Origin of the sequence: Streptomyces coelicoflavus, from assembly GCF_045041415.1 — a bacterium.
Classification (GTDB): Bacteria; Actinomycetota; Actinomycetes; order Streptomycetales; family Streptomycetaceae; genus Streptomyces; species Streptomyces coelicoflavus.
In genome coordinates this window covers 4,321,850-4,345,269 of sequence record NZ_CP108218.1, presented here as the reverse complement: position 1 = coordinate 4,345,269, position 23,420 = coordinate 4,321,850, and the positions used below count along the sequence as shown (strand labels likewise).

Genomic DNA, 23,420 nt, shown 5'->3' with positions numbered 1-23,420 from the left:
TGTGCCAAGGCAGTTGGCCGACCGCCTCGACGCTGTGCACGACGTCGCGTGATCAGAGTTGCCCACCGAATCCCCGGCGAACCACCCCGGAAGCACTGATTCGCCCTCAAGCGTGAGGACAAGTCGATAAACCCCTTTGCTTCCCTTCCGCACCACCACGGGACAGCACGGACAGCTCCGCCCCAAGCGCCACAAGAGGTGAAGCGTTCCGCCACTTTTTTCCCCGGCCACACCCTCCCCGGCGTGTCGCACCCCCGCCCTTCCCTTTCTCGAACATACGTACGAACATAGACCCATGGCCACCACCGACCGGCAGGCCACGACGCTGGCCCTCGCACACGCCCTGTCAGCCGCGGAACGCGGACTGGCCGTCATCCCGCTGGCCCGGACGAAGCTCCCGGCGCTGCGCTCCCCGCACCGCCACGCCCCGACCCCCGGGCCCTTCGCCGCCTGCCACGGCGAGTGCGGCCGCTTCGGCCACGGTGTCCACGACGCCTCGACCGACCCGGCCCGCATCCGCGCCCTGTTCGCCGCCGCCCCCTGGGCCACGGGCTACGGCATCGCCTGCGGCCTGCCCCCGCACCACCTGATCGGCATCGACCTCGACACGAGGCCCGGCGACGCGGAGCCGGACTCCTCGACCGCCCTGCGCGAACTGGCCCTGCGCCACCTGTTCACGATCCCGCCCACGGTCGTCGTCCTGACTCCCAGTGGAGGCCGCCACCTCTGGCTCACCGGCCCGCCCGACCACGTCGTCCCCAACTCGGCCGGCCGCCTCGCCCCCGGCATCGACGTCCGGGGCGCCGGCGGCTACCTGGTCGGCCCCGGCTCCCGCACCCGCCACGGCGCCTACACCGTCGCCCCCGGCACGTCCCACCTGCCCCCGGCCCCCTGCCCGCCGGCGCTGCTGCGGCTGCTGCTCCCGGCCCCCGTGCGGCGGGCCGGCGGCGCATCGGCGGGCGACGGGCGCGGCCTCGTCCAGTTCGTCCTGGCCGCCCACGAGGGCCAGCGCAACACCCGCCTCTTCTGGGCGGCCTGCCGCGCCTACGAGAACGGCGTCGGCGCGGCCCTCCTCGCCCCCTTGCTGGACGCGGCGCGGGCCACCGGTCTGACCGAACGCGAGGCCCGCGCGACGATCGCGTCGGCGGCCCGCATGACGGGCGGACACCGCGGACACCCCTGACGGACCCGCACCCCACCACTCCGCCCTCCCCGGCTTCCTGGGCGCCTGTCCCGCCTGTCCCGCCTGTCCCGCCTGTCCCGCCCGTCCCGCCCGTCCCACCCGGCACGCAACCGAAAGACCCCGATGCACGACCGTCCCCCCAGAGTGCCGACCCTGTCGCTGACCCGGATCGTCCTGTCCTGCGGCCGCAGCGTCGAACTGACCGAACTGCGCCTGAACCCGACCTACGGCGACATGCCGGCGGGCTACCCGTGCCGCCCCGTGAACGACCTGTGCATCCGGGCACTCCTGCGCACCGCCGCCGGGTTGTCCCCCACCGTGCCGGTGCACCTGATCCCGCCGCCGCGCGAGTACCCGGACCAGTACGCGGGCGCCTTCGGCCCCGTCGAGACACTCCCGCGCGTGGCCTGCGTCGGCCGTTTCTCCTCCACGCCCCTGACCGCTGCCCACGACCCGGTCGCCCACCGCTCCGGCCTGACCGTGATCTGGTTCCAGTCGACGACCCGAGTCCCGGACCCGTACGACACGGACCCCGCCCTGCGGGAGGTCGACTGGACGTCCTTGGCACAGGACTACGAGCTGGAAGGCCTGCCGTACGGACCCTGAGCCCCCGGCCGTCCGCTGCCGCTCTCCCCCGTGCCCCCGTCCGGCGCCGTCTCGTCCTTCTGCCACGCCCGGACCCCCAGCTCGCCGGTGGTGCCGAGGTCGAGGTGCGGGGCGACCATCACGGGCGCGGACCCGGCCTCGGCCCGGACCCTGACGTAGGGCACGTTCACCGCCTCCCCGAACTCGGTGGTGTTGCGCCACGCCAGCCCCGACACGGCGGACTCACCGGGTCGCAGCGTCACCGGCCGCGGCGGCCCGCCGTCCCCGCCCGCCATGGGGATGCCGTCGGTACCGCGCAGGATCTCCACCCCGTCCACCGGCCGGTGCTCCGCGTCGATCAACTGCACCACCGGATACCCCTCCAGTGCGTAGGCCCGGCTCCCGCAGTTCTCCAGGTGGAGCCCCACGACCCGCAGCCCCATGGCCGCGTCGCCCTGGTCGGCGGTCAGCCGCAGCCCGGACGCCGGGCAGGAACCCGCGGACGCCGGCGCCTCGTCGGAGGGCACCCGATCCACACCGAGGATCCGCACCCGCCCGGCGTCGAGCATCCCGTCGGCCGAGTACCCACCGGGTTCGAGCGTCCGCCGCACCGTCTTCCCCGCCCCGACGGACGCCACCGTCTCCTCGGTGTTGGACATCGCCCTGCCCCGGTCGTCCAGCAGGGAGAACCTGATGGTGTACGTGAAGGGCTCGGCCTCCTGGTTGGTCACCTCGTACGCGACGACACACGGATCCGTGGCCGACACCCCGCCCCCCGGCAGACCGTCCGCCGTCCCCCTCTCCACCAGCCCGACCATCCGAACCCCGTCCCGCTCGCCACCGGCAGCGGCACCGTCGCCGGCTGTGGGACTGCCTCCGGCGACGGGACTACCTCCGACAGCGGCAACGCCCTCGCACGGCCCCTTCGACTCCCCGCCGCCTCCCGCTTCCGAGCCGGCGGTCCGGGCCCCACAGGCACCCAGCAGAAGACTGCCCACAAGAGCACCGGAAACCGCAAACGACGTGCGGAGCAGGGGGATTCGCATCGCCCCACCCCACCAGCCCCACCCCACCCCGACCATGGCGGAAGCCACACCTCCGGTCACAGCCCTGTCACAGCCGAACCGACGACGCCCCGGTGGTGAGAGAACCCCTGTCACCGTCGCAAACACCCCTCAGCCTGTCCTGACCGGTGAGGCAGAATCGCGGACAACTGGACGGCCGCTGACAGGGGTGGGGACGTGGGACGTTTTGGCTGGCGCAGCCAACGTAAGGGCATACCGAACGAACCGGCGCTACTCGCTGCGGCTGCCGAACACCCCGGTGGCAGCGTCGCCGAGATCGACCCAAGGTATATCGACGACCCGAACGGCTACGTACCTCCGGAGGCAATCCGCGGCGCCTGGTTGGTGGACGGCAGCGGAAAACTGACGGGGGAGTACGAGGAGAATCCCCGCCATGGGGCGCCGCAAGACGACTTCAGCAAGCTCACCGAGCCAGATCACTGGCTTGGCTGGCTGGGTGATGACCCAGCGGCCGCCGTCCGGAAGGGCATCGAAGAGTCCTTGCGGGCCCAGGTGACTGACGCGGTGGTCGAGTGGGTCAAGATCCTTGAAAGGCCCCGTTTTCTGACGGCCGGGCGCCGGCCTTCCGAGGACGAGCAGGTCATATTGGTTACCCGGGCGGCACTCGCCGCACCATTCGCGTTGTCCGTTCGTACGGCGCAGCACGGGCGTTCCGTCCTGCTGGGAGTGTTCTCCTGGGTTGCGGTCAACCTCTTGCCGCCCGGAGTCCGCAAGGACCGGCACTGGTTTGACCTGGGCGTCGAGCTGGACTGGGCCGGTGAACAGCTTCAGGGGCGGATGTACGAGATCGGCGGTGAGGACCGCACCGCCGAGCAGTAGAGCGACATTCGGATGCCGTACGGCGCGGCGCCCCTGATCATGTTCGGCCAGGAGCGCCAGCAAGTCGCAGGGCCACACGGCGGCTTGTGCCCCTTGTCCGGCCCATCCCCTTCTTGCTCTCCGAGCCACGTGTCAGCCGCTTCGGCCACCTGGTCGTCGCGACCGGCGACCGGCCGGCGTAGTGCCGGGTTTCAGACAGCGGTCGAGGAGTGCGTGCATGCGCGGGACGGGGAGAGACGGGTTGGCCGCGGCTCCCTCTGCGGTGCGCGAGTCAGCGAGGAGGGCCTCCAGGGCTTCCGGCGTCAAGCTCGGGTTGGCGGCGGCCGCCCGGCGTACCGACTCGTCGGGGTCCTCCACCGGGGGTTCGGACAGAATGGGATCGGCTGCCGCCAGGGCCCGTACGTCGGCATCCGGGTGACTGATGAGGTGGGCCCGGCCGGTGCGGGGGAACGCGGGCAGGGTCAGCAGGTGCGGACGGTGCGCCGGGCGGGTGACGAAGACGTCCAGGAGGAGGTGGGGCGGAGCCAGGGGGTGGTGGCAGGCCAGCAGGATCCGTACCTCCTCGTCGTCGTCCTGTGCGAGTGTCGCGGCGAGTTCCACGGGCAGGCCGGGGAAGCACGCCGCAACCCGGCGGAGCACCGGTTCCTCGGACGCCGCGCAGGCGGCGAACCAGTCGGGCGACGGCTCGCCGGTCGGCTCGGTGATCGGGCAGAGGCAGTCCGGGCCGTGCCCGATGACCCTGTCGATCGCCCAGTACTCGGCCCAGGTTCGGGGGAAGGGGTGGAGGCGTGCGCGCATCCGCACGTCCTCGTCCGGGTCTTCTCCCAACTCCGCCACCAGGCCCGGTGCCAGGTCGGGCCGGGCGGCGACCAACTCGCGGATTCTCGCGTCGGGGTGGCGGGCGAGCCGGGCGACGGCGTCGGCCGGTGTGCGGGGATTCCAGGTCAGGGGGCGCACCGTGCCTTCCGCGAAGCACTGCTCGACGAGCGTGGGCGACAGGGCACACCTGCCGAGCACGAAAGGCCTGCCGCGGGAGCCGTAGGACGGCAGCTTGGCCTCCACCCGTTCCGGATCCAGCACCCAGCTGCGCTCCTGCGCCGCCTTCCGTACCGCGGGGTCGGGGTCGTCGAGCAGGGCCTCCCGCTGCGCGGCGGTGAGCGACTGCCACTCCCAGGTGGCGCCTTCACGGAGCCGGGGGTGCTCGTGCCCGGCCATGGAGCGGTGGAAGGACAGTGGGATCTGCTGGGAGGACATGAGCTCATCGACGATCTCGTTCGCGGTGAGCGTGCCGTCTTCGCCCCCGTCCCGGGCGGTCAGGAGGCCGACGAGGATGTCGTCGGGCAGTGGCCGGACCCATCGCGGGCGGAGATGGGCAGGGGTGCCGCCGGCGAGCCACCCGCGGACGATCCCCGACGGGTCCGTCGCCAAGGGGGCGAGTCGTTCCGGGTCGATGTGCTGGTTCAGCGCGAGCGCGCGGCGGATCACTCTGTCCGGGTGGTTCAGGGCCGCGTCGATGACGGCGTCGGGCAGGTCACGACCCCCGCACATCAGCGGGCCGGCCTCACCTGCCGCTGAATCCACCAGGCGTATCAGGACGTCCGAGGGTGCCGCCGGATTGAAGGCGATGCCGCGCAGCCACGGTTCGTGCAGAGAGTCGGGCACCGCGTCATCCTGCCACCTCGCCTCCTGAACCGGGCCATTGGTGCCCAGGTGCCAGTGCTTACGCAGTGCCCCCGGCGTGACCCTTCCGTGCCCGGTCGGCCGGGAAGTCGCGGGGAACGCCGGTGTCCGGCAGGTAGCGCGCACGACGACGGCCCCCGACCGTAACGCCTGGTCAGGGGCCGTCAACACCTGCGGTGGGTGTGGGATTTGAACCCACGGTGACTTGCGCCACGACGGTTTTCAAGACCGTTCCCTTAGGCCGCTCGGGCAACCCACCCGTGCGCCATCCCGCCCGGGACGGAGCGGGTACAGCCTACCGGCACCGTTCGCCGCGCGGGGCTCACGTGTGGCGGGGGGCGCCGGCGGCCTCCCAGGCGGCGTCGATCATCGGGAAGATCTCGTCCAGGGCGGCCTCCGGATCGGGGGCCTCGCGGGCCAGCGAGTACGCGTCGATCACGAACCGGGCGATGGTGCGGGCGGCGGTCTCGCTCCGGGTGAGGGCGGGGTCGGCGGCGATGGCCTGCGCCAGGGCGTCCGCGTGGCGCAGGCGGATCGAGTCGTCGTACTTCCGCAGGGCGGGTGACGCGTCGATCATGTGCCAGATCGGGGCGGCGCTGTCCGCGGTGCAGTGCCGCACCAGGGCCAGGATCTCGCGGCGCAGCGCCGGGACGAGCGGCTCCTGCGGCGCGCGGTCGGTGACCGCCTGTGTGAGGCGGCGCTCGAAGTCCTCGTCCTGCTCGAACACCAGGGCCTCTTTCGAGGCGAAGTGGGAGAAGAGCGTGGTGACGGCCACGTCGGCCTCGGCGGCCACGTCACGGATGCCCACCGCGTCGTATCCGCGTTCCAGGAAGAGCCGCAGCGCGGTGTCGGCGATCTTCTGGCGGGTCGCGGCCTTCTTGCGCTCACGACGGCCCGACTGCTGCACGGTCATGCCCGCAGGCTAGCAGGTACGAAACAATAACTGTTATGGAAAACTATCCGTTAGTGTTACGGTCGGCCGTATGAAGAAAGTGAGCTTCGCCGAGTTCGGCGGTCCCGACGTTCTGCAACTCATTGACGCCGAGGAGCCCCATGCGGGGCCCGGCCGGATACGCGTCGCCGTGCGGGCGGCGGGTGTGAACCCCGTCGACTGGAGGGTCAGGGAGGGGCAGGTCCTGGGGGCCCATCCGACCGAGTTGCCCTCGGGGGTCGGACTCGACGCCGCCGGGACCGTGGACGAGGTCGGGGAGGGTGTCGCGGGGGTCGAGGTCGGCGACCGGGTGTTCGGAGAGGGCTCCAGCACCTACGCCGAGTTCGCCGTGCTCGGGGCCTGGGCGCGGATGCCCGAGGGGCTGACGTTCGAAGAAGCAGCCGGTTACCCCTCCGTGGTGGAGACCGCGCTGCGCGTCGTCCGCGAGGTCGGTGTGCGGCCCGGGCAGATGCTCCTGGTCAGCGGGGCGTCGGGGGGAGTCGGGTCGGCGGTGCTCCAGATCGCCCGCGACCGTGGCATCGGCGTGATCGGCACGGCCGGTGCCGCAAACCAGGAGTACCTGCGCGGACTCGGCGCCCTCGCCACGACGTACGGCGAGGGCTGGGTCGAGCGGGTGCGGGGGCTCGGCCGGGTCGACGCGGCTCTCGATCTGGCCGGTTCGGGTGTGATCCGCGAGCTCGTCGAGCTGACCGGGAGCCCGGAGAGGGTCGTCACCATCGCCGATCTCGGCGCGCCCGAGTTCGGCGTGCGGTTCTCCGGCGTGGCCGGAAGCGTGCCGGCGGCGCTCGCCACCGCGGTCGACCTGATCTCGAGGGGCAGGCTCCACATCCCGGTGGAGAAGTCGTACTCACTCGCCGATGCCGCGGCGGCGCACGCCGACAGCCAGGCCGGTCACACGCGCGGACGCCGGGTCCTCGTCGTCTGAGTGGATCGAGTGGATCGAGTGGATCGAATCGCTTCACCACGCTCTTGCCTGTACGACGCACTTCGCCACCGGGGCGGTCCCGGTGGCGAAGGGGGTGGGTCGTGCGGGGGGGGCGGGACGAGGGGTCAGTCGTCGCCGATCTTCGAGCCCAGGGTGACCTCGGTGGTGTGCTGCTTGCCGCCGCGCTCGTAGGTGACCGTGACCTCGTCGCCCGGCTTGTGGGTCCAGATCTCGCCGATCAGGGTCGGACCGCTGTCGATCACCCGGTCGTCGAGCTTGGTGATGACGTCGCCGGGCTTGAGGCCCGCGTCGTCGGCGGGGCCGCCCTTCTCGACCGGGTCGGAGCCGCCCACGCCCTGCTCGGTGAGCTTGGCGCCGTTCGTCGTCTCCTCCAGGGAGACGGAGGCGCCGATCTTCGCGTACACCGGCTTGCCGTTCTTGATCAGCTGCTGGGCGACGAACTCGGCCTGGTTGATGGGGATCGCGAAGCCCAGGCCGATGGAGCCGGCCTGGCCGGTGCCGAAGCCGCCGTTGCTGGTCGACTGGATCGCGGAGTTGATCCCGATGACGTTGCCCTGCGCGTCCAGCAGCGGGCCGCCGGAGTTGCCGGGGTTGATCGACGCGTCGGTCTGCAGGGCGCTCATGTACGACGCCTTGCTGTCGGCGCTGCCGTCGCTGGAGGCCACGGGGCGGTTCTTGGCGCTGATGATGCCGGTGGTCACCGTGTTGGACAGGCCGAACGGGGCGCCGATGGCGATCGTCGAGTCGCCCACGACGACCTTGTCGGAGTCGCCGAGGGGGAGGGGCTTCAGGTCCGAGGGGGCGTTCTCGAGTTTGATGACCGCGACGTCGTAGCCCTGGGCGTGCCCGACCACCTCGGCCTCGTACTTCTTGCCGTTGGGGAAGGTCGCGCTGAGCTTGCCGCCGTCGACCGCCTCCGCCACCACGTGGTTGTTGGTGACGATGTGGCCTTCCTTGTCGAAGACGAACCCGGTGCCGGTGCCGCCCTCGCCGTTGCTTCCCTCGGCCTGGATGGTGACGGTGCTGGGCAGCGCCTTGGAGGCCACCCCCGCGACGGTGCCCGCGGCACGCTGGACGGAGCCGCCGGTGTCCGGGGCGGAGACCGTGGTGGAGCCGTTCCCGTCGTTGTTCTTGGCCAGGGTGTAGCCGAGACCGCCGCCCAGGCCGCCCGCGACCAGCGCGGCGATCAGGGCGCCGGCGACGAGACCGCCCCGTCCGCGGCCCGGCTTCGGGGCCGGCTGCTGGTACGACGCTCCCCAGCCCGCTCCACCGCCGGAGCCGCTGTCGAAGCCGCCCCCGTAGCCGCTGTCGAAGCCGCCCCCGTAGCCGCTGTCGCCGCCTGCGCCGTACGTCGGGGTGTGGGCCGGAGTGCCGGGCGGCGGGGGCGGGGGCCAGGCGGCGTCGGGAGCCGTGGATCCCCGGGGTACGTCACCGCCCTGGGGAGCCGGGTGCACTTGGGGGGCGGGGTGCCCCTGGGACGCCTGCTGGTCCGGGGTCACCGGGGCCTGAGCCTGGGCGGGGGGAGCCGCCGGGGCCTCGGGAGGGGACGCGGGGGCCTGGTCGGGGGCGTGCGGCGCGGGAGGCTGGGCGGAGGCAGCGGGAGCATCCACCGGCACGGGAGGTGCGGACGGGGCCGGGGGTACCGCGGTGCCCTCGTTCTCGGTGCTCACAGCTTCTCTCCTCGTTCCACGGCTGGTTGTCGCCCATCCCGGTCACGCTCAGCCACGCTCACGCGCTGCTCCACGGTCCGGCGCGACACGGACGGGCCGGTGATTTTGTATGCCATCAGCTTTTCCCACGGGCCGTCAGGGCACCATAAACGGTTGCTGTGGGTCCCTGACCGACCTTTACATCGGTTATCCAAGACTAAACGGACACCTTGTCGATTCCGCCGATGGCACGTCTACCCGCCCGCGGTGGCACCATGACGCGGTGACCCACGCACGACAGCACCGGATTCAGGTCGTCGCCCACCGCGGCGCCTCCGAGGAGGCCCCGGAACACACCCTGGCCGCGTACCGGAAGGCGATCGAGGACGGGGCGGACGCCCTCGAGTGCGATGTCCGCCTGACCGCCGACGGCCACCTCGTCTGCGTCCACGACTGGCGCGTCAACCGTACGTCGAACGGCCGCGGCGCGGTGTCCGCGCTGGAGCTCGCCGACCTCGCCGCCCTGGATTTCGGTGCCCGCCGGACCCGGGAGTTCTGGCGCACGCGCGACGAACAGCCCGACTGGGAGCACCGGCCCGAGGACCGGGAGGAGACCTCCGTACTCACCCTGGAACGGCTGCTCCAGCTGGTCGCCGACGCGGGACGGCGCGTGGAACTGGCCATCGAGACCAAGCACCCCACCCGCTGGGCGGGGCAGGTGGAGGAGCGGCTGCTGCTGCTCCTGAAGCGGTTCGGGCTCGACGCCCCGGCCTCGGCCGAGGAGTCCCCGGTCCGGGTGATGAGCTTCTCGGCCCGGTCGCTGCACCGGGTGCGGGCCGCGTCGCCGACACTGCCGACGGTCTACCTGATGCAGTTCGTCTCTCCCCGGCTGCGCGACGGGCGGCTGCCCGCCGGTGTCCGGATCGCGGGCCCCTCGATCCGGATCGTGCGCAATCATCCCGCGTACATCGAGCGCCTGAAGCGGACCGGTCACCAGGTGCACGTGTGGACCGTGAACGAGACCGCCGACGTGGATCTCTGCGCCGACCTGGGCGTCGACGCCATCATCACCAACCGGCCACGCGCGGTCCTGGACCACCTCGGCCGCTGATTCGTCCACGGCTCTTGACCCGGCGGCCCGGCTGCTCCATTCTCCGGTCTCGGCCACACCGACCAAATCAAGCCATGTAATTACGGGGAGTGCTCCGGCGCGTTCGGTGCGTGTTCGACCGTGTCGAATGCGTCACCGTGCGGGGATCGGCCGGTTTCCGGCTCTGGGCGATGGGGCATCCACACCGTGGCGTGGGGCGAAGGAGGTCTCGGGGGTGGCGTTGGTGGTGGCACAGGAGGTGCCCACGTCGTCGAGCATGGCCGTGCCCCATGGCCCTGCGGGCGTGGGGGAAGCAAGACACCGCATGCGTGATCAGTTGCGCAGGGGCGGCGTCGCGGAATCGGTCATCGACGACGCCGTACTGGTCCTTTCCGAACTGTTGAGCAATGCGTGCAAGCACGGTCGGCCGCTGGGCGACGCCCTGGCCGGGGACGGCGACGTCCGCGCCGCGTGGCAGGTGGACGCGGGCGGCCGGCTGCTCGTGGAGGTCACGGACGGCGGCGGCCCGACCCGCCCGGCTCCGGCGACCCCCTCGGTCACCGCGCACGGCGGCCGCGGGCTGAACATCATCACGGCGCTCGCCGACGACTGGGGCGTACGGGACGACGCCCGCGGAGAGGTCACGGTCTGGGTCGTCGTCCACGCCGACGTGCACGACCCGGACGCCGGGCACCGGCGGGACGACTTCGCCGCCCGGATCTCGGCACCGGCGGTCTCGGAGATCCCCGGTCTGGACTTCGCGGACGCCTTCGACGACCTGGGCTGAGCAGCCGCAGCCCGGCCCCGCCGTCGCTCGGCACGCGCGTGTGCCTCGCGTTCGGCGCGGGCGGCCCGGTTCGAGGAGTCGGGCCGTCCGAGGAGTCAGGCCGTCCGAGGAGTCGGCCCGGTCCGGCGAGTCTCTTGACCCGCTGGACCCGCTCCTCGTGGGCTCGGCCCCAAAGACGCAGGCCCGCGCTTCCTGACTCGACGCACCGAGCCGGCCGTCGGCCACGTGTACGGCATCGGCCGGGGCGAGTTGTCCACAGACCGCCCGTTGTCCACAGCGTCCCGTCGGCCGGGGCCGGAACGGCTAGGCTCGCGCCCGTACGAGTAGAGCCGTAACCGGGAGACACCCACGATGGCCAAGAAGCGACCCCAGACGAAGGCCAAGCGGCCCCAGCTCGACGATGCCGAGGTCCCGGTCGTCGGCGCCCGCGAGCCCTGCCCCTGCGGCAGCGGCCGCCGGTACAAGGCCTGTCACGGCCGGACCGCCGCGCAGGCCACGACCGCGCTGGTGCAGCGCCCGTTCGAAGGGCTGCCCGGCGAGTGCGACTGGGTGGCGCTGCGGGAGCTGGTGCCTGCGGCCACGGTCGGGCTGACCCTGCGGGACGGCCTGCCCGAGGGCGTCCCCTCCGTCACGCTGGCCACGGTGCTGCCGATGGCCTGGCCCGCACTGCGCCGCGACGACGGCTCGGTCCTGCTCGGCCTCCAGAACGACACGGCGTCGGGCGACATCAGCCGCGACCTCGCCGACACCCTCGCGCGGGCGCTGACCGCCGAGCCGGGCACCCCGGTGCAGGGGCGCCGCGCGCCGGCCGACGGTCCCCGGCTTCAGGACCTGCTCGCCCCCGAGGGCGCCTTCGAGCCGGAGGTGCACTCCGGCTTCGAGTTCTGGGTGCCGGACCCGGACAACGCCACGCCGGACGTCACCGCCTCCCTGGAGCGGGCCAACGCCGCGGCCATCCCCACCGTCCGGCTCCAGGGCGTGGACGCCGCGTACTGGTGCGAGACGCCGGACAAGAACCACCTGCGCTGGGTCATGCCGCACGAGGAGGAGCGGCTTCTGGACGCCCTTGCCCGGCTGCACGCCGCGGGCCGGTCGTCCCTCGGTGAGGGCACCCGTCTCGTCGGCTCCTTCCGAGCCCACGGGCTCACCGTGCCGGTGTGGGACCTGCCGAGCGAGATCACCGCGCAGGACATCGAGAAGCCGGCCGCGGAGTTCGCCGAGCGGCTCGCCGAGGCACTGGCGGCGGACGCTCCGCTCACTCACGACGAGCGCCGGGCGCGCGGTGGTCTGACCAACCGGCAGGTCACGCTCAGCTGAGCCCCGGCCCGCCGGAGACGCTCCGGCTGACCGACCGGTCAGCCGGAGCGGGGCCCCCACACGCGTGACTCCGGTCACAACTCCCCGTGGAGACAAGCCAGTCGGTGACCGGAAAACATGAGATCGAATTTGCTAACCGCCGATCTCTTGTTACCGTTTCAGTAGCCCGGTTGCTGGTGCATCCCCCGTCGCCAGCAACCGGGTCTTTGCGTGTGCCGAGTCGCACACGCACCGCAGTCGCCCGTCAACCGGCCGTTTCCGCAGGCGAGTTGCGCTCTCCGCCATCTCGGCCGTCTCCGGCGCTTCCGGCGCTTCCGGCACGCAGCAGCAGCGGCCCGTACCCGGCCCGGCGCGCGAACTCCGCGATCGCGGTGTACCCCGCCAGTCCGCCCCGGGCCGTGCTCCCGGTGTCCGGTGGCGTCTCGCAGGTGCCCGGCGCGTCCTCGGCGCTCACCGCACAGCGCGTGCGCACGCTGCGCCCCTCGGGCCCCATGAGGCTCAGGACGGACTCGAGCGGGCCGCCGGTGACATTGCGGTAGTAGGTCCGCGCCCAGGTCTCCGCACCCCTGGCCAGGACGCAGGTCTGCGCCTCGACGCCCGCGGGCGAGGTGAGTTCGGGACCGCAGCGCGCGGCCAGCGCAGGGCCGGGCGGCAACGCCGAACGGGCGGGCTCGGTCTCCGGCGCGACACGGTCGGCTTCCCCGGACCCACCCCCTGCCTCGGTCCCGGGCCAGGTGCCCGGCTCCGCCCCGGAAGCGGGGGCCTTTCCGTCGCCGCCCCGCGCGAGGAGCGGCACGGTCACGGGCGTCCCCTCGCCCCCGTCGCCCGAGGGTCCCGCGGACGCCACCGCGAACGGCAGTACGACCGCGCACACCACGACACCCGCCAGCCCGTAGAGACGGAGCCGCCGACGGTCCGGCCCGCGACGGCGTGGCCCGGCGCGGCGCGGGCCGGCGGCGCGGTGCTCCCCAGCATGAAGCGGCATGGGGCGGACGATAACGACCGAGAGCGGGCGCGGACCCGGCGCGCGCCGGACACCCTTACAACTCGGGCGCGCTCACACCCTTACGAGTGAGGGCGTCGACCACCGCGTCCACCACGGCCTCCACGTCCGGCACCCAGGGCGCGGCGGAGCCGGGCAGCGGCGCCCGCTCCCAGCGGACTGTGCCGGCGCCGGTCTCGGACGGGGGCAGCGCGAGATAGCCGCCCTCGCCGTGGAAGCGCAGGGAGCCGGGGACGAAGTCCTTGGCGTAGAGCAGCTCGCCCAACTGCTCCATGGAGTACGGCCTGACCAGCAGCGCCCAGCGGGTCGGCGAGGCGACGACCGGGCCGATCCGCAGCCCGGCGCGGTCGAGCGCGGCAAGGGCGTGGGCGGCCGGCAGGGCGGGCAGGGAGACGGCGCACGGCGCGCTGCCTCCGGTGGCCAGGACGACCGGGGCGGTCGGCCGGTTGGTCCACCACCAGCGCACCATGCGGGCGTCGGTGGTCGCGGCGAGAAGGCCGGGGTCGAAGGGGTGCGCGCCCGGCACCGTGCATTCGGGGTCGGGGCAGGAGCAGCGCGAGCGCGCCCGCGGGTCCGCCGCCGCGCCCGGGAGCACGGGCCACCGCCATTGCGCCGCGTAGGTCAGGGCCGCGCCGATCAGCTCAGGCCGCCCGTCGTCGTGCTGGGACAGGAGCCTGCGTCGCCTTCCGAGGATCTCGCGCATGAGCGCTCGTTCCTTTCCGTTGCACGCCTGGCAACACCGTGGTCTCTTCACACCATGTGTCGATCACTTCGCTGTGCGTTGCTGGTGGCGCATCACACCCCTGCCGGGGGACGCCCCCACGGGGATTCCCCGGGGAACACCTCAGCCAAGGGCAAGGGAAACCCCTGTGGGTCGAGCACTGACTGCGTCCGTGACGGTCCGGCCACTGCGTCTGTCAAAAGCATGGGCGTGGCGCGGGGGTGGCGAAGTCTGGCGTTTTGCCGTCGCGCGTATTTCTCTCCGCCTCCGCCACGGGAGGATGGGGCACGGTCGTCGGTGGATAGGACGCCCGGGTCCGTCACCAGGTTCCAGGTGGCCCCCAACCACCCCTGGTCTTCTCCGAGTACGTACCCATCACGACCGTTGTGACGCTCCGTGAAGCACCCCCAGTCGACCGCAACAAGGCGTCCTCTGGGGCAGTTTCAAGCCAATTTCGCTTTTCCGCAAGGGGTCGGGAAGGAGGCCGCTCGCACCCCATGGACACCACGAATCCCGGCAGGACAATGCTGGACATCCCCTTACGAGTGCGTGTACATGTGGAGACACTGCTAGCGGCGCAGAATGACATGGGGGTTTGCGATGCTTTTGAGCAGTAAGCACCGGTCGAAAGACCGGACGCCATGAACGCCCCGCACCCAGCGAAAGTGGCCGGAATCGATTCAACGGTTCCGTCCCCCGCACACACTGTCGCGTCCGCCGCTTCGGGCGCCTCCCCGGCGACGGAAGCCCCCACGACGGACACCGCGGCCGTCACGGACGCCTCAGGCGCCCCGTGCGCCCCCGGCGCCCTCCTCCAGGACCGGCTCGCCGGCTGGGTCTCGGACCTCACGACCCTGCACGAACTGACCGAACGCCTGGTCCGCACGGGCACCCTCGCCGACGGCCTCCAGGAACTGCTGCGCGCCGGCGCCGCCCTGGTCGGCGCCCGGCGCGGCCTCGTCGTACTGGAACCGGCCGACGGACTCGGCCCCGACACCACCGTCGGCCTCGGCCTCGCCCGCGCCGACCTCGGCCACATCGAGACCGTGCCCCGCAGCGCCCTGTCCTACGGACGGATCCTGGACGGACTGCCGGTCGACGAGGGCGGCGTCGCCGAACCCGACCTGCTCGCCGAGAAGACCCTCGACCCCCGCCACCGCGAGGTCGCCGCCCGCCTCGGCTACGCCGCCAGCTACGCGCTCCCCCTGTCCGCCGAGGGCACCGCGCGCCTCGGCGCCGCCGTCTGGCTCTACGACGAGCCCGCCGAACCGGCGGACCGGCAGCGCCACCTCGCCGGCCTGTACGTCCGGTACGCCGCACAGCACCTGACCCGCCTCCTGGAGGTCGAGCGCACCCGCTCCGCCATGGCGACGATGGTCGAGGAGCTGCTGCCCTCCCGCCTGCCCCGGGTGCCCGGCGTACAGCTCGCCGTCCGGCACCGCACCGGCCCGCGCGGCGGCGGCGACTGGTACGACGCGCTGCCGCTGCCGGACGCCGCCCTCGGCCTCGCCGTCGGCTCCGTCACCGGGTCGGGACCCAGCGCCGTCGCCGCGATGGGACGGCTGCGCGCCTCGCTGCGGGCGTACGCCGTGATGGAGGGCGAGGACCCGGTCGCCGTCCTGTCCGACCTGGAACTGCTGCTGCGGCTCACCGAGCCGGCCCGCTCGGCCACCGCGCTCTTCGGCTACTGCGAGCCCGCGCTGCGCCGGATCACCCTCGCCGGCGCCGGGCACAGCCCACCCCTGCTCGTCGGGGAGCGGCGCACCGAGTTCGTCGAGACGTCCGTCTCCGCACCGCTCGGCATGCTCGCCTGCTGGGAGGCGCCCAGCGTGGAGCTCCAGGCCGAACCCGGAGAGACGGTTCTGCTCTACTCCGACGGACTGCTGCACCGCACCGGCGACCCGGCCGACCGTGCCTTCGCCCGGCTGCACGCGGCGGCGGCGGGCGTACCCCGGGCCGCGCGCCACGACCCGGACGCGGTCGTCGAGCACGTCCTGCGCACGGTGCTGCCCGGCGGCAGGGCGGAGGCGGACTCCGAGGAGGACGTCGTCCTGCTGGCGGTCAGGTTCGAATAACGGGCACCCGAAACGCGCTGACGCCCCGCACGTCACACATAACGGACGGTAACGCCTCCCGGTAACAGGCCCTTCGGCCCTGGGCCCCCTTCCGTACGACCGTACGATGGGGGTGGTCCAGTGCCGTATCGAGGAGGATGACCGTGGCGGAGGAGCTCACCCCGGAGAACCCGGACGAGACCGAAGAGCCGATCAAGCAGCGCAAGAACGGCCTGTACCCGGGCGTGTCCGACGAGCTGGCCGAGAGCATGAAGTCCGGCTGGGCCGACACGGAGCTGCGCGACCTGGAGCCGATCGCCCAGGCCGCCGAGACCGCCGCCCGCCGTGCCGCACTGTCCGCCCGCTTCCCCGGCGAGCGCCTGGTGATCCCCGCGGGCAACCTGAAGACCCGCTCCAACGACACTGAGTACGCCTTCCGCGCCTCGGTCGAGTACGCGTACCTGACCGGCAACCAGACCGACGACGGCGTCCTGGTCCTGGAGCCCGAGGGCGACGGCCACACCGCGACGCTCTACCTCCTGCCGCGCTCGGACCGGGAGAACGGCGAGTTCTGGCTGAACGGCATGGGCGAGCTGTGGGTCGGCCGCCGCCACTCCCTCACCGAGGCCGGGAAGCTGTACGGCATCCCCGCCTCCGACGTCCGCGAACTGGCCGACAGCCTGCGCGAGGCCACCGGACCGGTGCGCGTCGTACGCGGCTACGACGCCGGCCTCGAGGCCGCCCTGACCGACAAGGTCACCGCCGAGCGCGACGAGGAACTGCGCGTCTTCCTCTCCGAGGCCCGCCTGGTCAAGGACGAGTTCGAGATCGGCGAGCTGCAGAAGGCCGTCGACTCCACCGTGCGCGGCTTCGAGGACGTCGTGAAGGTCCTCGACAAGGCCGAGGCGACCAGCGAGCGCTACATCGAGGGCACCTTCTTCCTCCGCGCGCGCGTCGAGGGCAACGACGTCGGCTACGGCTCCATCTGCGCCGCCGGACCGCACGCCTGCACCCTGCACTGGGTCCGCAACGACGGCCCGGTCCGCTCCGGCGACCTGCTGCTGCTGGACGCCGGCGTGGAGACGCACACGTACTACACCGCCGACGTGACGCGCACCCTGCCGATCAACGGCCGCTACAGCGAGCTCCAGAAGAAGATCTACGACGCCGTGTACGACTCCCAGGAGGCCGGCATCGCGGCGGTGCAGCCGGGAGCCAAGTTCCGGGACTTCCACGACGCCTCCCAGCGTGTGCTGGCCGAGCGGCTCGTCGAGTGGGGTCTGGTCGAGGGGCCCGTCGCGCGGGTCCTCGAGCTGGGCCTGCAGCGCCGCTGGACGCTGCACGGCACCGGTCACATGCTCGGCATGGACGTCCACGACTGCGCCGCCGCGCGCGTCGACGCGTACGTCGACGGCACGCTGGAGCCCGGCATGGTGCTCACCGTCGAGCCGGGCCTGTACTTCCAGGCCGACGACCTGACCGTGCCCGAGGAGTACCGGGGCATCGGCGTGCGCATCGAGGACGACATCCTCGTCACCGCCGACGGCAACCGGAACCTGTCCGCCGGTCTGCCGCGCCGGTCGGACGAGGTCGAGGAGTGGATGGCCGTGCTCAAGGGCTGACACACCGTTCGACGGCCGGGCACCCCGCGCGGGATGCCCGGCCGTCGCCGTTTGCCGGGGGCGTTCCGTCAGACCGCCACCAGCGGGGCGTTCTCGCGCCACTTGAGGATCTTGTCGAAGCTCACCACGGCACCGGCGCACCCCGGCGTACCGCCGATGTGGACGTGGTCGGCGAGCTCCCTGATGAGACACAGGCCGCGGCCGCTCTCCGCCTCCGGGTGCGCCGGACGGGCCACGCCCTGCGGTCCGCCCGCGGCGGCGGGGAAACCGGGGCCGGTGTCGGCGACCTCGATACGGCACCGCTCACCGTCCAGGTAGGCCGTGACCCGGTACGCCTCACCGGTGCCGCCGGACCCGTCGTCCCCGCCGTGCTCGACGGCGTTGGCGCAGGCCTCGCTCAGCGCGACGGAGAGGTCGAAGGAGATGTCGGGGTCGACGCCCGCGGTCTCCATGGTGCCGATCAGCAGCCGGCGGGCCAGGGGCACGCTCGCAGCCTCGCGCCGCAAATGGAGTGACCACCAGATGCTCATGCTCCAGCCTCCCGGCCGCGGCTCGACATACCGATACGTATTGCCCCTCATGCCCGGGCGTAAGCACGCTGCGCCCGTGACACCGCTCGTCTGGCGGATGCGTCACCGCCGCCGATCGGTGTATGCCGCGCGACGCGTGGACAGAAGGTGACCTTCGGTACCGTTCCCCGCCTTCCGGCCGTACGGCATCTTGTGGACCTGCCGTACGGGGCGTGGGCCGTGAGTGCGATGATGAGCCCGCCATGACTGCCCCCCACCCGCCAACGGCGCGCTCCGGGAACGACCTCCGGATCCTGCGGGCCGCGGTGTTCGCCGCGGTCTGCGTCGTGCTGGCCGCGGCGGGGCACACCCTCGCCTCCTGCGCCACCGTTCCGCTGTGGTCGCTGGGCGCGGGATTCCTCGGGGCGGTCCTGGTCGCCGTGCCGCTCGCCGGGCGCCTGCGCTCGCTGGCCGGCATCGTGACGCTGCTCGCCCTCGGACAGACCGCCCTGCACGCCCTGTTCGGTCTTGGCCAACACGGCACCACCGTCGCCACCCCGGCCACGGCCTCCGGCGGCGGGACGGGCGCCCTGTCCGACGCCTCACTGGTCCAGCAGGCCGCACGGCTGGTCTGCGGGACCACCGCGGCGGCGATCAGCCCCACCCAGGCCCAGCGCATCCTCACCGACGCGCGCGTCGCCCCCGACGCCACCACCGGCGCGGCGCACCACCCGGCCGACGCCCTGTCCACCGCCGGTACCTCCGCCTCGCTGCTGCCGTCCCTGCCGATGCTGCTCGGCCACGTCCTCGCGGCCCTGGCCGCCGGCTGGCTGCTGCGGCGCGGGGACCTGGCACTGGCCCGGCTCGTCGAACTGTCGGCGCACTCGGCCCACTCCATGGCCGAAGCGGCGTTCGTCCGCGCCCTGCGCGCCGCGCTCTCCCTGGTGCGCACCCTGCACGCCGGGCTCGCCGGTGCCCCCGGCACGGGCCCCCGGCTGCCGCGTCCCGCCCTGCGGGTGCCGCCCAGGCCCCGTACCACCGCGCTCCAGCACACGGTCGTCAGGCGCGGTCCGCCGAGTGGCGCGTTCGCCCTCACCGCCTGACACGACGCGACCGCCGTCCCGCTTCCCCCGGGAGGGGCCGCCGTCGTGCGGCTCGCGCGCGTGCGCGCGTTCCTCCCGTCACCCGGCACCGGCTCACCACCGGTGTCCCCACGAAGCGGAGTACTCATCCATGAAGGCTTCCCGTATCGCCGCCGCCGGCGCCGTGTCCGGCCTCGCCGTCCTCGCCCTGTCCGCTCCCGCCTTCGCACACGTCAGCGTGCAGCCGGAGGGCGCGGCCGCCAAGGGCGGCTACGCGGTCGTCGACTTCAAGGTCCCCAACGAGCGCGACAACGCCTCCACCACCAAGCTGGAGGTCAACTTCCCCACCGACCACCCGCTGGCGTCCGTGATGCCGCAGCCGGTCCCGGGCTGGAAGGCCGAGGTCACCAAGGCCAAGCCGGCCAAGCCGCTGGAGTCGCACGGCAAGCAGATCACCGAGGTCGTCACCAAGGTGACCTGGACCGCCGACGGCAAGGGCGTCGAGCCCGGCTACTTCCAGAAGTTCCCGGTGTCCATCGGCGCGCTGCCCGAGGACGCCGACCAGCTGGTGTTCAAGGCGATCCAGACGTACTCCAACAAGGAGGTCGTGCGCTGGATCGAGGTGCCGCAGGAGGGCCAGGAAGAGCCCGACACCCCGGCGCCCGTGCTCAAGCTGTCCGCGGCCGAGGACGACGCCCACGGCGCCTCGGGATCGGACGCGAAGGCCGACGACACCGAGGCGGCCGCTCAGAACACCGCCGCCGACACCTCCGCGTCGGACTCCGGCTCCGGCGACGGCAGTGACACCACCGCCCGCGTCCTCGGCATCGTCGGCATCGTCGTCGGTGCGGCGGGCGTCGCGTACGGCGTGCTGGCCGGCCGTCGGCGCAACTCCGGCACGGCGGCGTAACAGCTCCCGTGCCGGTGCGCCGGCGTCCCTCGCCGGCGCATCCTCTCGTCCGGTGCGCGCCGGACACCGTCCGTCGGTCCGTCCGACGGACCCCGGCGCGCACCGGAGCACTTCACATCTGGGACATTTTTCTATGCGCAAGAAGACGTTCGCCATGGCCGCCCTGCTCGCCGCCGCCACTCTGACGCTGTCCGCCTGCGGCAGCGGCGCCGACAGCGACAAGCCCGTGACCGTGGTCTCCGAGGACACCAGCCAGCAGGCCGCCACCGTCCTCGACAAGCCCTTCGAGAAGCCCGACCTGGTCCTGACCGACACCCAGGGCAAGAAGTACGACCTGCGCGAGCAGACCGCAGGCAAGCCCACCCTGATCTACTTCGGCTACACCCACTGCCCCGACGTCTGCCCGCTGACCATGAACAACGTCGCCGTGGCCAAGAAGCAGCTCCCCCAGGCGGAGCAGGACAAGCTCCGCGTCGTGTTCGTCAGCACCGACCCGGAGCGCGACACCCCGGCCGCGCTCGGCAAGTGGCTCAAGGGCATCGACCCGCAGATCGTCGGCCTCACCGGCGAGTTCGACACCATCCAGGCGGGCGCCCGCACCCTCGGCATCTCGATCGACCCGCCGACCAAGGACAAGGACGGCGAGATCGTCTCGACCCACGGCACCCAGGTCGTCGCCTTCTCCCCGAAGTCCGACGCGGGCTACGTCCTCTACGGCGAGGACGCAACGGTCGAGGACTACACCAAGGACCTCCCCAAGCTCATCAAGGGGGAGAACCCGTGAGGCGGCCCGCGGAAGGGCCCCTGAAGCGCCGCCCCGCCCTCGCCGCCGTCGCGGTGATCGGCGCCCTGACCCTCGCGGGCTGCGGCGGCTCGGACTCCGACTCCTCGGCCTCCGGCGCCGAACTCTCCGTCGACGCCGCCTACATACCGCAGCCCGTCTCCGACTCGATGGCGGCCGGATTCCTCACGATCACCAACGAGGGCGGCACCGCGGACGAACTGACCTCCGTCACCAGCGAGGCCGGCGAGGTCACCGTGCACGAGACCGTCGACGGGACCATGAAGCAGGTCGACCGCCTCGAGGTCCCCGCCCACGGTCAACTCGTGTTCAAGAGCGGCGGGAACCACCTGATGTTCGAGAAGCTGAAGCAACAGCCGAAGCAGGGCCACTCGGTCGCCGTCGAACTGCACTTCGCCCACTCCGGCCCCGTCACGGTCGAGCTGCCCGTGAAGGCGGCCACCTACCAGCCCACCACCGGACACTCCGGGCACACCGAAGACTCCGGACACTGAGGGAGGGACCACCTTGACGCAGACCATCGCCCCGCGCGTCCGGACCCTGGTGCTGCTGCTCCTGGCCGCGGCCTGCGCGCTGCTGGCCGGCGCCGCACCGGCCTCCGCGCACGCCGCGCTGACCGGCAGCGACCCCCGGCAGGGGGCGGTGGTCGACAAGGCCCCGGCCCAGGTGTCGCTCACCTTCTCCGAGTCGGTCTCCATGGACGACGACTCGCTGCGCGTCCTGGACCCCAAGGGCAAACGCGTCGACGACGGCAGACCGTCCGGCACCGACGGCACGACGTACTCCGTGAAGCTGCACGCCGGGCTGCCCGACGGCACCTACACGGTGGCCTACCAGGTCGTCTCCGCCGACAGCCACCCGGTCGCCGGCGCCTACACCTTCTCCGTCGGCGCCCCCTCCGAGACCTCGGTCTCCGTCTCCGGGCAGGCGGCGGGCGGCGGGTTCGTCGGCGGGCTGTACGGCGTCGGGCGGTACGTGTCCTACGCGGCCTTCGCCGTCCTGGTGGGCGGTGCCGCCTTCGTCCTCGCCTGCTGGCCGCGCGGCTCGGGGGTGCGCGTCGTGCAGCGGTTCGTCGTCTCCGGCTGGCTCGCGCTGACCGCCGCCACCCTCCTGCTCCTCCTGCTGCGCGGCTCCTACACCGGCTCCGGGAAGGCCGCCGACATCTTCGACCTGAGCCTGCTCGGCGAGGTGCTGCAGACCAAGGCCGGCGCCGCGCTGGTCTCCCGGCTGCTGCTGCTCGCGGCGGCCGCGCTGTTCATCGCCGTGCTCTTCGGCGCGTACGACAAGAGGGAGGACGAGGAAAAGCGGGACCTCACCTTCGGGCTCGCGGTCGGCGGCAGCGTCGTGGCGGCCGGCCTCGCGGCGACCTGGGCCATGTCCGAGCACGCCTCCGTCGGCCTCCAGGCCGGTCTCGCCATGCCGGTCGACGTCGTCCACCTGATCGCCGTCGCCACCTGGCTCGGCGGACTCGCCGCACTGCTCGTCGCCCTGTACTGCGGCCCGGCGGACACACCGGTGCCCGCCCTCGCCGTACGCCGGTTCTCGCGCGTCGCCTTCGCCAGCGTGGTCGCGCTGGTGGCGACCGGCACCTACCAGTCCTGGCGCCAGCTCGGCTCCTGGACGGCCTTCACCGACACCCGCTACGGACAGCTGCTCCTCCTCAAGATCGGGCTCGTGGCGGTACTCGTCGGCGTCGCGTACTTCTCCCGGCGCTGGACGGCACAGCTGGCGGAGGCGGTACCCGCCGTCGCCGGGCAGCGGAAGAAGGAACGCGTGGCCGCTTCGGACGGCCGCGGGAACGACAGGGCGAAAGCCCCGGAGAAGACCCGAGCGTCAGGAAAGACCGGAGCCTCGGAGACGACCGCGGCAGCGGCCAAGACCGGGAGCGCGGGGAAATCCGGAACGGCGGCCAAGACCGGAACCGCGGAGAAGACCGCAGCGGCGGCCAAGACCGGGAGCACGGAGAAGGACGAGGCCGCCGGGAAGACGTCCGGCGCCGGGAAGGCCTCCGGCGCCGGGAAGGGTTCCGGCGGCTCCAAGCGTGCCGCGCAGCTCGCCCGGCAGCGCGCGGCCGTCGACAACGCCCGGCAGAAACGGCAACGGGACTCCGACCCGCACCGCTTCGGACTGCGCCGCTCCGTGCTCGCCGAGGCGGGCGTCGCCGTCGTCCTGCTCGCCGTCACCACCCTCCTGACCCAGACCGAGCCGGGCCGCACCGAGGAGGAGGCCAAGGCCGCCGGGGCGGCCTCCGCCGCTACCGCCGCCCCCTCCACCGGCGCGGTGACACTGGACATGCCCTTCGACACCGGCGGCCAGAACGGCAAGGGCGTCGTACGGGTCGAACTCGACCCCGCCCGGGTCGGCTCCAACGACCTGCACCTCTACGTCGAACGCCCGGACGGGACCGCCTTCGACATCCCCGAGGTGAAGGTGGCCCTCACCCAGAAGGCCAAGGACATCGGGCCCCTGCCCGTCGCGCCCGACCACATCACCACCGGCCACTGGTCGGCGAGCCAAGTACAGATCCCGATGGCCGGAGACTGGGAAGTCGCCGTCACCGTACGGACCTCCGACATCGACCAGGTCACTCTCTCCAAGAACGCGCAGATCGGCTGAACCGCACC

The 23,420-nt window shown here is 72.6% G+C and carries 21 protein-coding genes and 1 tRNA gene; 14 read left to right on the top strand and 8 right to left on the bottom strand.

Annotated features, from left to right (window positions below):
- Nucleotides 1-295: 295 nt before the first annotated feature.
- Together OHA99_RS19175 and OHA99_RS19170 are read left to right on the top strand one after the other, a co-directional pair.
- Nucleotides 296-1,183, top strand: coding sequence for a bifunctional DNA primase/polymerase (locus OHA99_RS19175; RefSeq protein ID WP_366472897.1), 888 nt, complete (start codon nucleotides 296-298; stop codon nucleotides 1,181-1,183).
- Nucleotides 1,184-1,306: 123 nt separating this feature from the next.
- Nucleotides 1,307-1,789 carry a hypothetical protein gene (locus OHA99_RS19170; RefSeq protein WP_381501294.1) on the top strand — a complete coding sequence of 161 codons (483 nt, stop codon included), beginning with the start codon at nucleotides 1,307-1,309 and terminating at the stop codon, nucleotides 1,787-1,789.
- Here OHA99_RS19170 and OHA99_RS19165 read toward each other — a convergent pair.
- Complete coding sequence (locus OHA99_RS19165) at nucleotides 1,756-2,574, bottom strand: DUF4232 domain-containing protein (protein WP_228126168.1); 819 nt, start codon at nucleotides 2,572-2,574, stop codon at nucleotides 1,756-1,758. The two genes, OHA99_RS19170 and OHA99_RS19165, sit on opposite strands and share 34 nt — an antisense overlap.
- A 435-nt stretch (nucleotides 2,575-3,009) precedes the next feature.
- Here OHA99_RS19165 and OHA99_RS19160 point away from each other — a divergent pair, with 435 nt between their 5' ends.
- Nucleotides 3,010-3,672, top strand: coding sequence for a hypothetical protein (locus tag OHA99_RS19160; protein ID WP_153178978.1), 663 nt, complete (start codon nucleotides 3,010-3,012; stop codon nucleotides 3,670-3,672).
- 132 nt (nucleotides 3,673-3,804) lie between these two features.
- Here the strand turns inward: OHA99_RS19160 and OHA99_RS19155 are convergent, their stop codons facing one another.
- The 3 genes from OHA99_RS19155 to OHA99_RS19145 all read right to left on the bottom strand — a co-directional run bounded on the left by OHA99_RS19155 (nucleotide 3,805) and on the right by OHA99_RS19145 (nucleotide 6,265).
- Nucleotides 3,805-5,334, bottom strand: coding sequence for a hypothetical protein (locus tag OHA99_RS19155; RefSeq protein WP_405696893.1), 1,530 nt, complete (start codon nucleotides 5,332-5,334; stop codon nucleotides 3,805-3,807).
- Between the two features lie 192 nt (nucleotides 5,335-5,526).
- Nucleotides 5,527-5,611, bottom strand: a tRNA-Ser gene (locus tag OHA99_RS19150).
- A 63-nt stretch (nucleotides 5,612-5,674) separates the two neighbouring features.
- A complete protein-coding gene (locus OHA99_RS19145; RefSeq protein WP_153178976.1) occupies nucleotides 5,675-6,265 on the bottom strand; it encodes a TetR/AcrR family transcriptional regulator in 591 nt (196 codons plus the stop codon).
- Nucleotides 6,266-6,335: 70 nt separating this feature from the next.
- Between OHA99_RS19145 and OHA99_RS19140 the strand changes: the two genes are divergently transcribed.
- Entirely contained in the window at nucleotides 6,336-7,229 is an 894-nt protein-coding gene (locus OHA99_RS19140) for an NADP-dependent oxidoreductase (RefSeq protein ID WP_381500476.1), read from the top strand.
- Nucleotides 7,230-7,354: 125 nt separating this feature from the next.
- Here OHA99_RS19140 and OHA99_RS19135 read toward each other — a convergent pair whose 3' ends face one another.
- Entirely contained in the window at nucleotides 7,355-8,920 is a 1,566-nt protein-coding gene (locus tag OHA99_RS19135; protein ID WP_405696889.1) for a S1C family serine protease, read from the bottom strand.
- Between the two features lie 262 nt (nucleotides 8,921-9,182).
- On the opposite strand from OHA99_RS19135, the gene OHA99_RS19130 reads away from it, so the two are divergent.
- The 3 genes from OHA99_RS19130 (at nucleotide 9,183) to OHA99_RS19120 (ending at nucleotide 12,093) form a co-directional block, all read left to right on the top strand.
- Complete coding sequence (locus tag OHA99_RS19130; RefSeq protein WP_153178974.1) at nucleotides 9,183-10,010, top strand: glycerophosphodiester phosphodiesterase; 828 nt, start codon at nucleotides 9,183-9,185, stop codon at nucleotides 10,008-10,010.
- 127 nt (nucleotides 10,011-10,137) lie between these two features.
- Nucleotides 10,138-10,776 carry an ATP-binding protein gene (locus OHA99_RS19125; RefSeq protein ID WP_153178973.1) on the top strand — a complete coding sequence of 213 codons (639 nt, stop codon included), beginning with the start codon at nucleotides 10,138-10,140 and terminating at the stop codon, nucleotides 10,774-10,776.
- Nucleotides 10,777-11,127: 351 nt separating this feature from the next.
- On the top strand, nucleotides 11,128-12,093 hold the full coding sequence (locus OHA99_RS19120) for a DUF5926 family protein (RefSeq protein WP_108987171.1): 966 nt from the start codon (nucleotides 11,128-11,130) through the stop codon (nucleotides 12,091-12,093).
- 244 nt (nucleotides 12,094-12,337) lie between these two features.
- On the opposite strand, the gene OHA99_RS19115 is transcribed toward OHA99_RS19120, so the two are convergent.
- Both OHA99_RS19115 and OHA99_RS19110 read right to left on the bottom strand, forming a co-directional pair.
- The gene (locus tag OHA99_RS19115; RefSeq protein WP_405696885.1) at nucleotides 12,338-13,078 is read right to left on the bottom strand and encodes a hypothetical protein; all 741 of its coding nucleotides are present in this window, start codon (nucleotides 13,076-13,078) and stop codon (nucleotides 12,338-12,340) included.
- A gap of 55 nt (nucleotides 13,079-13,133) precedes the next feature.
- Nucleotides 13,134-13,799: a bifunctional DNA primase/polymerase gene (locus tag OHA99_RS19110; protein WP_153178972.1), complete on the bottom strand. Its 666-nt coding sequence runs from the start codon at nucleotides 13,797-13,799 to the stop codon at nucleotides 13,134-13,136.
- Nucleotides 13,800-14,458: 659 nt separating this feature from the next.
- Here OHA99_RS19110 and OHA99_RS19105 point away from each other — a divergent pair.
- Both OHA99_RS19105 and OHA99_RS19100 read left to right on the top strand, forming a co-directional pair.
- Nucleotides 14,459-15,892: a PP2C family protein-serine/threonine phosphatase gene (locus OHA99_RS19105; RefSeq protein WP_405696882.1), complete on the top strand. Its 1,434-nt coding sequence runs from the start codon at nucleotides 14,459-14,461 to the stop codon at nucleotides 15,890-15,892.
- A gap of 143 nt (nucleotides 15,893-16,035) precedes the next feature.
- Nucleotides 16,036-17,493: an aminopeptidase P family protein gene (locus OHA99_RS19100; RefSeq protein ID WP_405696880.1), complete on the top strand. Its 1,458-nt coding sequence runs from the start codon at nucleotides 16,036-16,038 to the stop codon at nucleotides 17,491-17,493.
- A gap of 68 nt (nucleotides 17,494-17,561) precedes the next feature.
- On the opposite strand, the gene OHA99_RS19095 is transcribed toward OHA99_RS19100, so the two are convergent.
- A complete protein-coding gene (locus OHA99_RS19095; RefSeq protein WP_153178969.1) occupies nucleotides 17,562-18,023 on the bottom strand; it encodes an ATP-binding protein in 462 nt (153 codons plus the stop codon).
- 242 nt (nucleotides 18,024-18,265) lie between these two features.
- Here OHA99_RS19095 and OHA99_RS19090 point away from each other — a divergent pair, with 242 nt between their 5' ends.
- The 5 genes from OHA99_RS19090 (at nucleotide 18,266) to OHA99_RS19070 (ending at nucleotide 23,412) form a co-directional block, all read left to right on the top strand.
- On the top strand, nucleotides 18,266-19,105 hold the full coding sequence (locus tag OHA99_RS19090; RefSeq protein WP_153178968.1) for a hypothetical protein: 840 nt from the start codon (nucleotides 18,266-18,268) through the stop codon (nucleotides 19,103-19,105).
- Nucleotides 19,106-19,235: 130 nt separating this feature from the next.
- A complete protein-coding gene (locus OHA99_RS19085; protein WP_164384062.1) occupies nucleotides 19,236-19,994 on the top strand; it encodes a YcnI family protein in 759 nt (252 codons plus the stop codon).
- A 133-nt stretch (nucleotides 19,995-20,127) separates the two neighbouring features.
- The gene (locus OHA99_RS19080) at nucleotides 20,128-20,778 is read left to right on the top strand and encodes an SCO family protein (protein ID WP_153178966.1); all 651 of its coding nucleotides are present in this window, start codon (nucleotides 20,128-20,130) and stop codon (nucleotides 20,776-20,778) included.
- Nucleotides 20,775-21,290, top strand: a complete 516-nt coding sequence (locus OHA99_RS19075; protein WP_153178965.1) for a copper chaperone PCu(A)C — start codon at nucleotides 20,775-20,777, stop codon at nucleotides 21,288-21,290. The genes OHA99_RS19080 and OHA99_RS19075 overlap by 4 nt, the downstream gene beginning before the upstream one ends.
- 13 nt (nucleotides 21,291-21,303) lie before the next feature.
- A complete protein-coding gene (locus OHA99_RS19070) occupies nucleotides 21,304-23,412 on the top strand; it encodes a copper resistance CopC/CopD family protein (protein ID WP_405696875.1) in 2,109 nt (702 codons plus the stop codon).
- The last annotated feature ends 8 nt before the right edge of the window (nucleotides 23,413-23,420 follow it).

Bases quoted from the DNA above. Each gene is read 5' to 3' on its own strand.
- OHA99_RS19175 (WP_366472897.1), top strand. From the start codon at position 296: ATGGCCACCACCGACCGGCAGGCCACGACGCTGGCCCTCGCACACGCC.
- OHA99_RS19170 (WP_381501294.1), top strand. From the start codon at position 1,307: ATGCACGACCGTCCCCCCAGAGTGCCGACCCTGTCGCTGACCCGGATC.
- OHA99_RS19145 (WP_153178976.1), bottom strand. From the start codon at position 6,265: ATGACCGTGCAGCAGTCGGGCCGTCGTGAGCGCAAGAAGGCCGCGACC.
- OHA99_RS19140 (WP_381500476.1), top strand. From the start codon at position 6,336: ATGAAGAAAGTGAGCTTCGCCGAGTTCGGCGGTCCCGACGTTCTGCAA.
- OHA99_RS19125 (WP_153178973.1), top strand. From the start codon at position 10,138: ATGCGTCACCGTGCGGGGATCGGCCGGTTTCCGGCTCTGGGCGATGGG.
- OHA99_RS19120 (WP_108987171.1), top strand. From the start codon at position 11,128: ATGGCCAAGAAGCGACCCCAGACGAAGGCCAAGCGGCCCCAGCTCGAC.
- OHA99_RS19115 (WP_405696885.1), bottom strand. From the start codon at position 13,078: ATGCCGCTTCATGCTGGGGAGCACCGCGCCGCCGGCCCGCGCCGCGCC.
- OHA99_RS19110 (WP_153178972.1), bottom strand. From the start codon at position 13,799: ATGCGCGAGATCCTCGGAAGGCGACGCAGGCTCCTGTCCCAGCACGAC.
- OHA99_RS19105 (WP_405696882.1), top strand. From the start codon at position 14,459: ATGAACGCCCCGCACCCAGCGAAAGTGGCCGGAATCGATTCAACGGTT.
- OHA99_RS19095 (WP_153178969.1), bottom strand. From the start codon at position 18,023: ATGAGCATCTGGTGGTCACTCCATTTGCGGCGCGAGGCTGCGAGCGTG.
- OHA99_RS19090 (WP_153178968.1), top strand. From the start codon at position 18,266: ATGACTGCCCCCCACCCGCCAACGGCGCGCTCCGGGAACGACCTCCGG.
- OHA99_RS19085 (WP_164384062.1), top strand. From the start codon at position 19,236: ATGAAGGCTTCCCGTATCGCCGCCGCCGGCGCCGTGTCCGGCCTCGCC.
- OHA99_RS19080 (WP_153178966.1), top strand. From the start codon at position 20,128: ATGCGCAAGAAGACGTTCGCCATGGCCGCCCTGCTCGCCGCCGCCACT.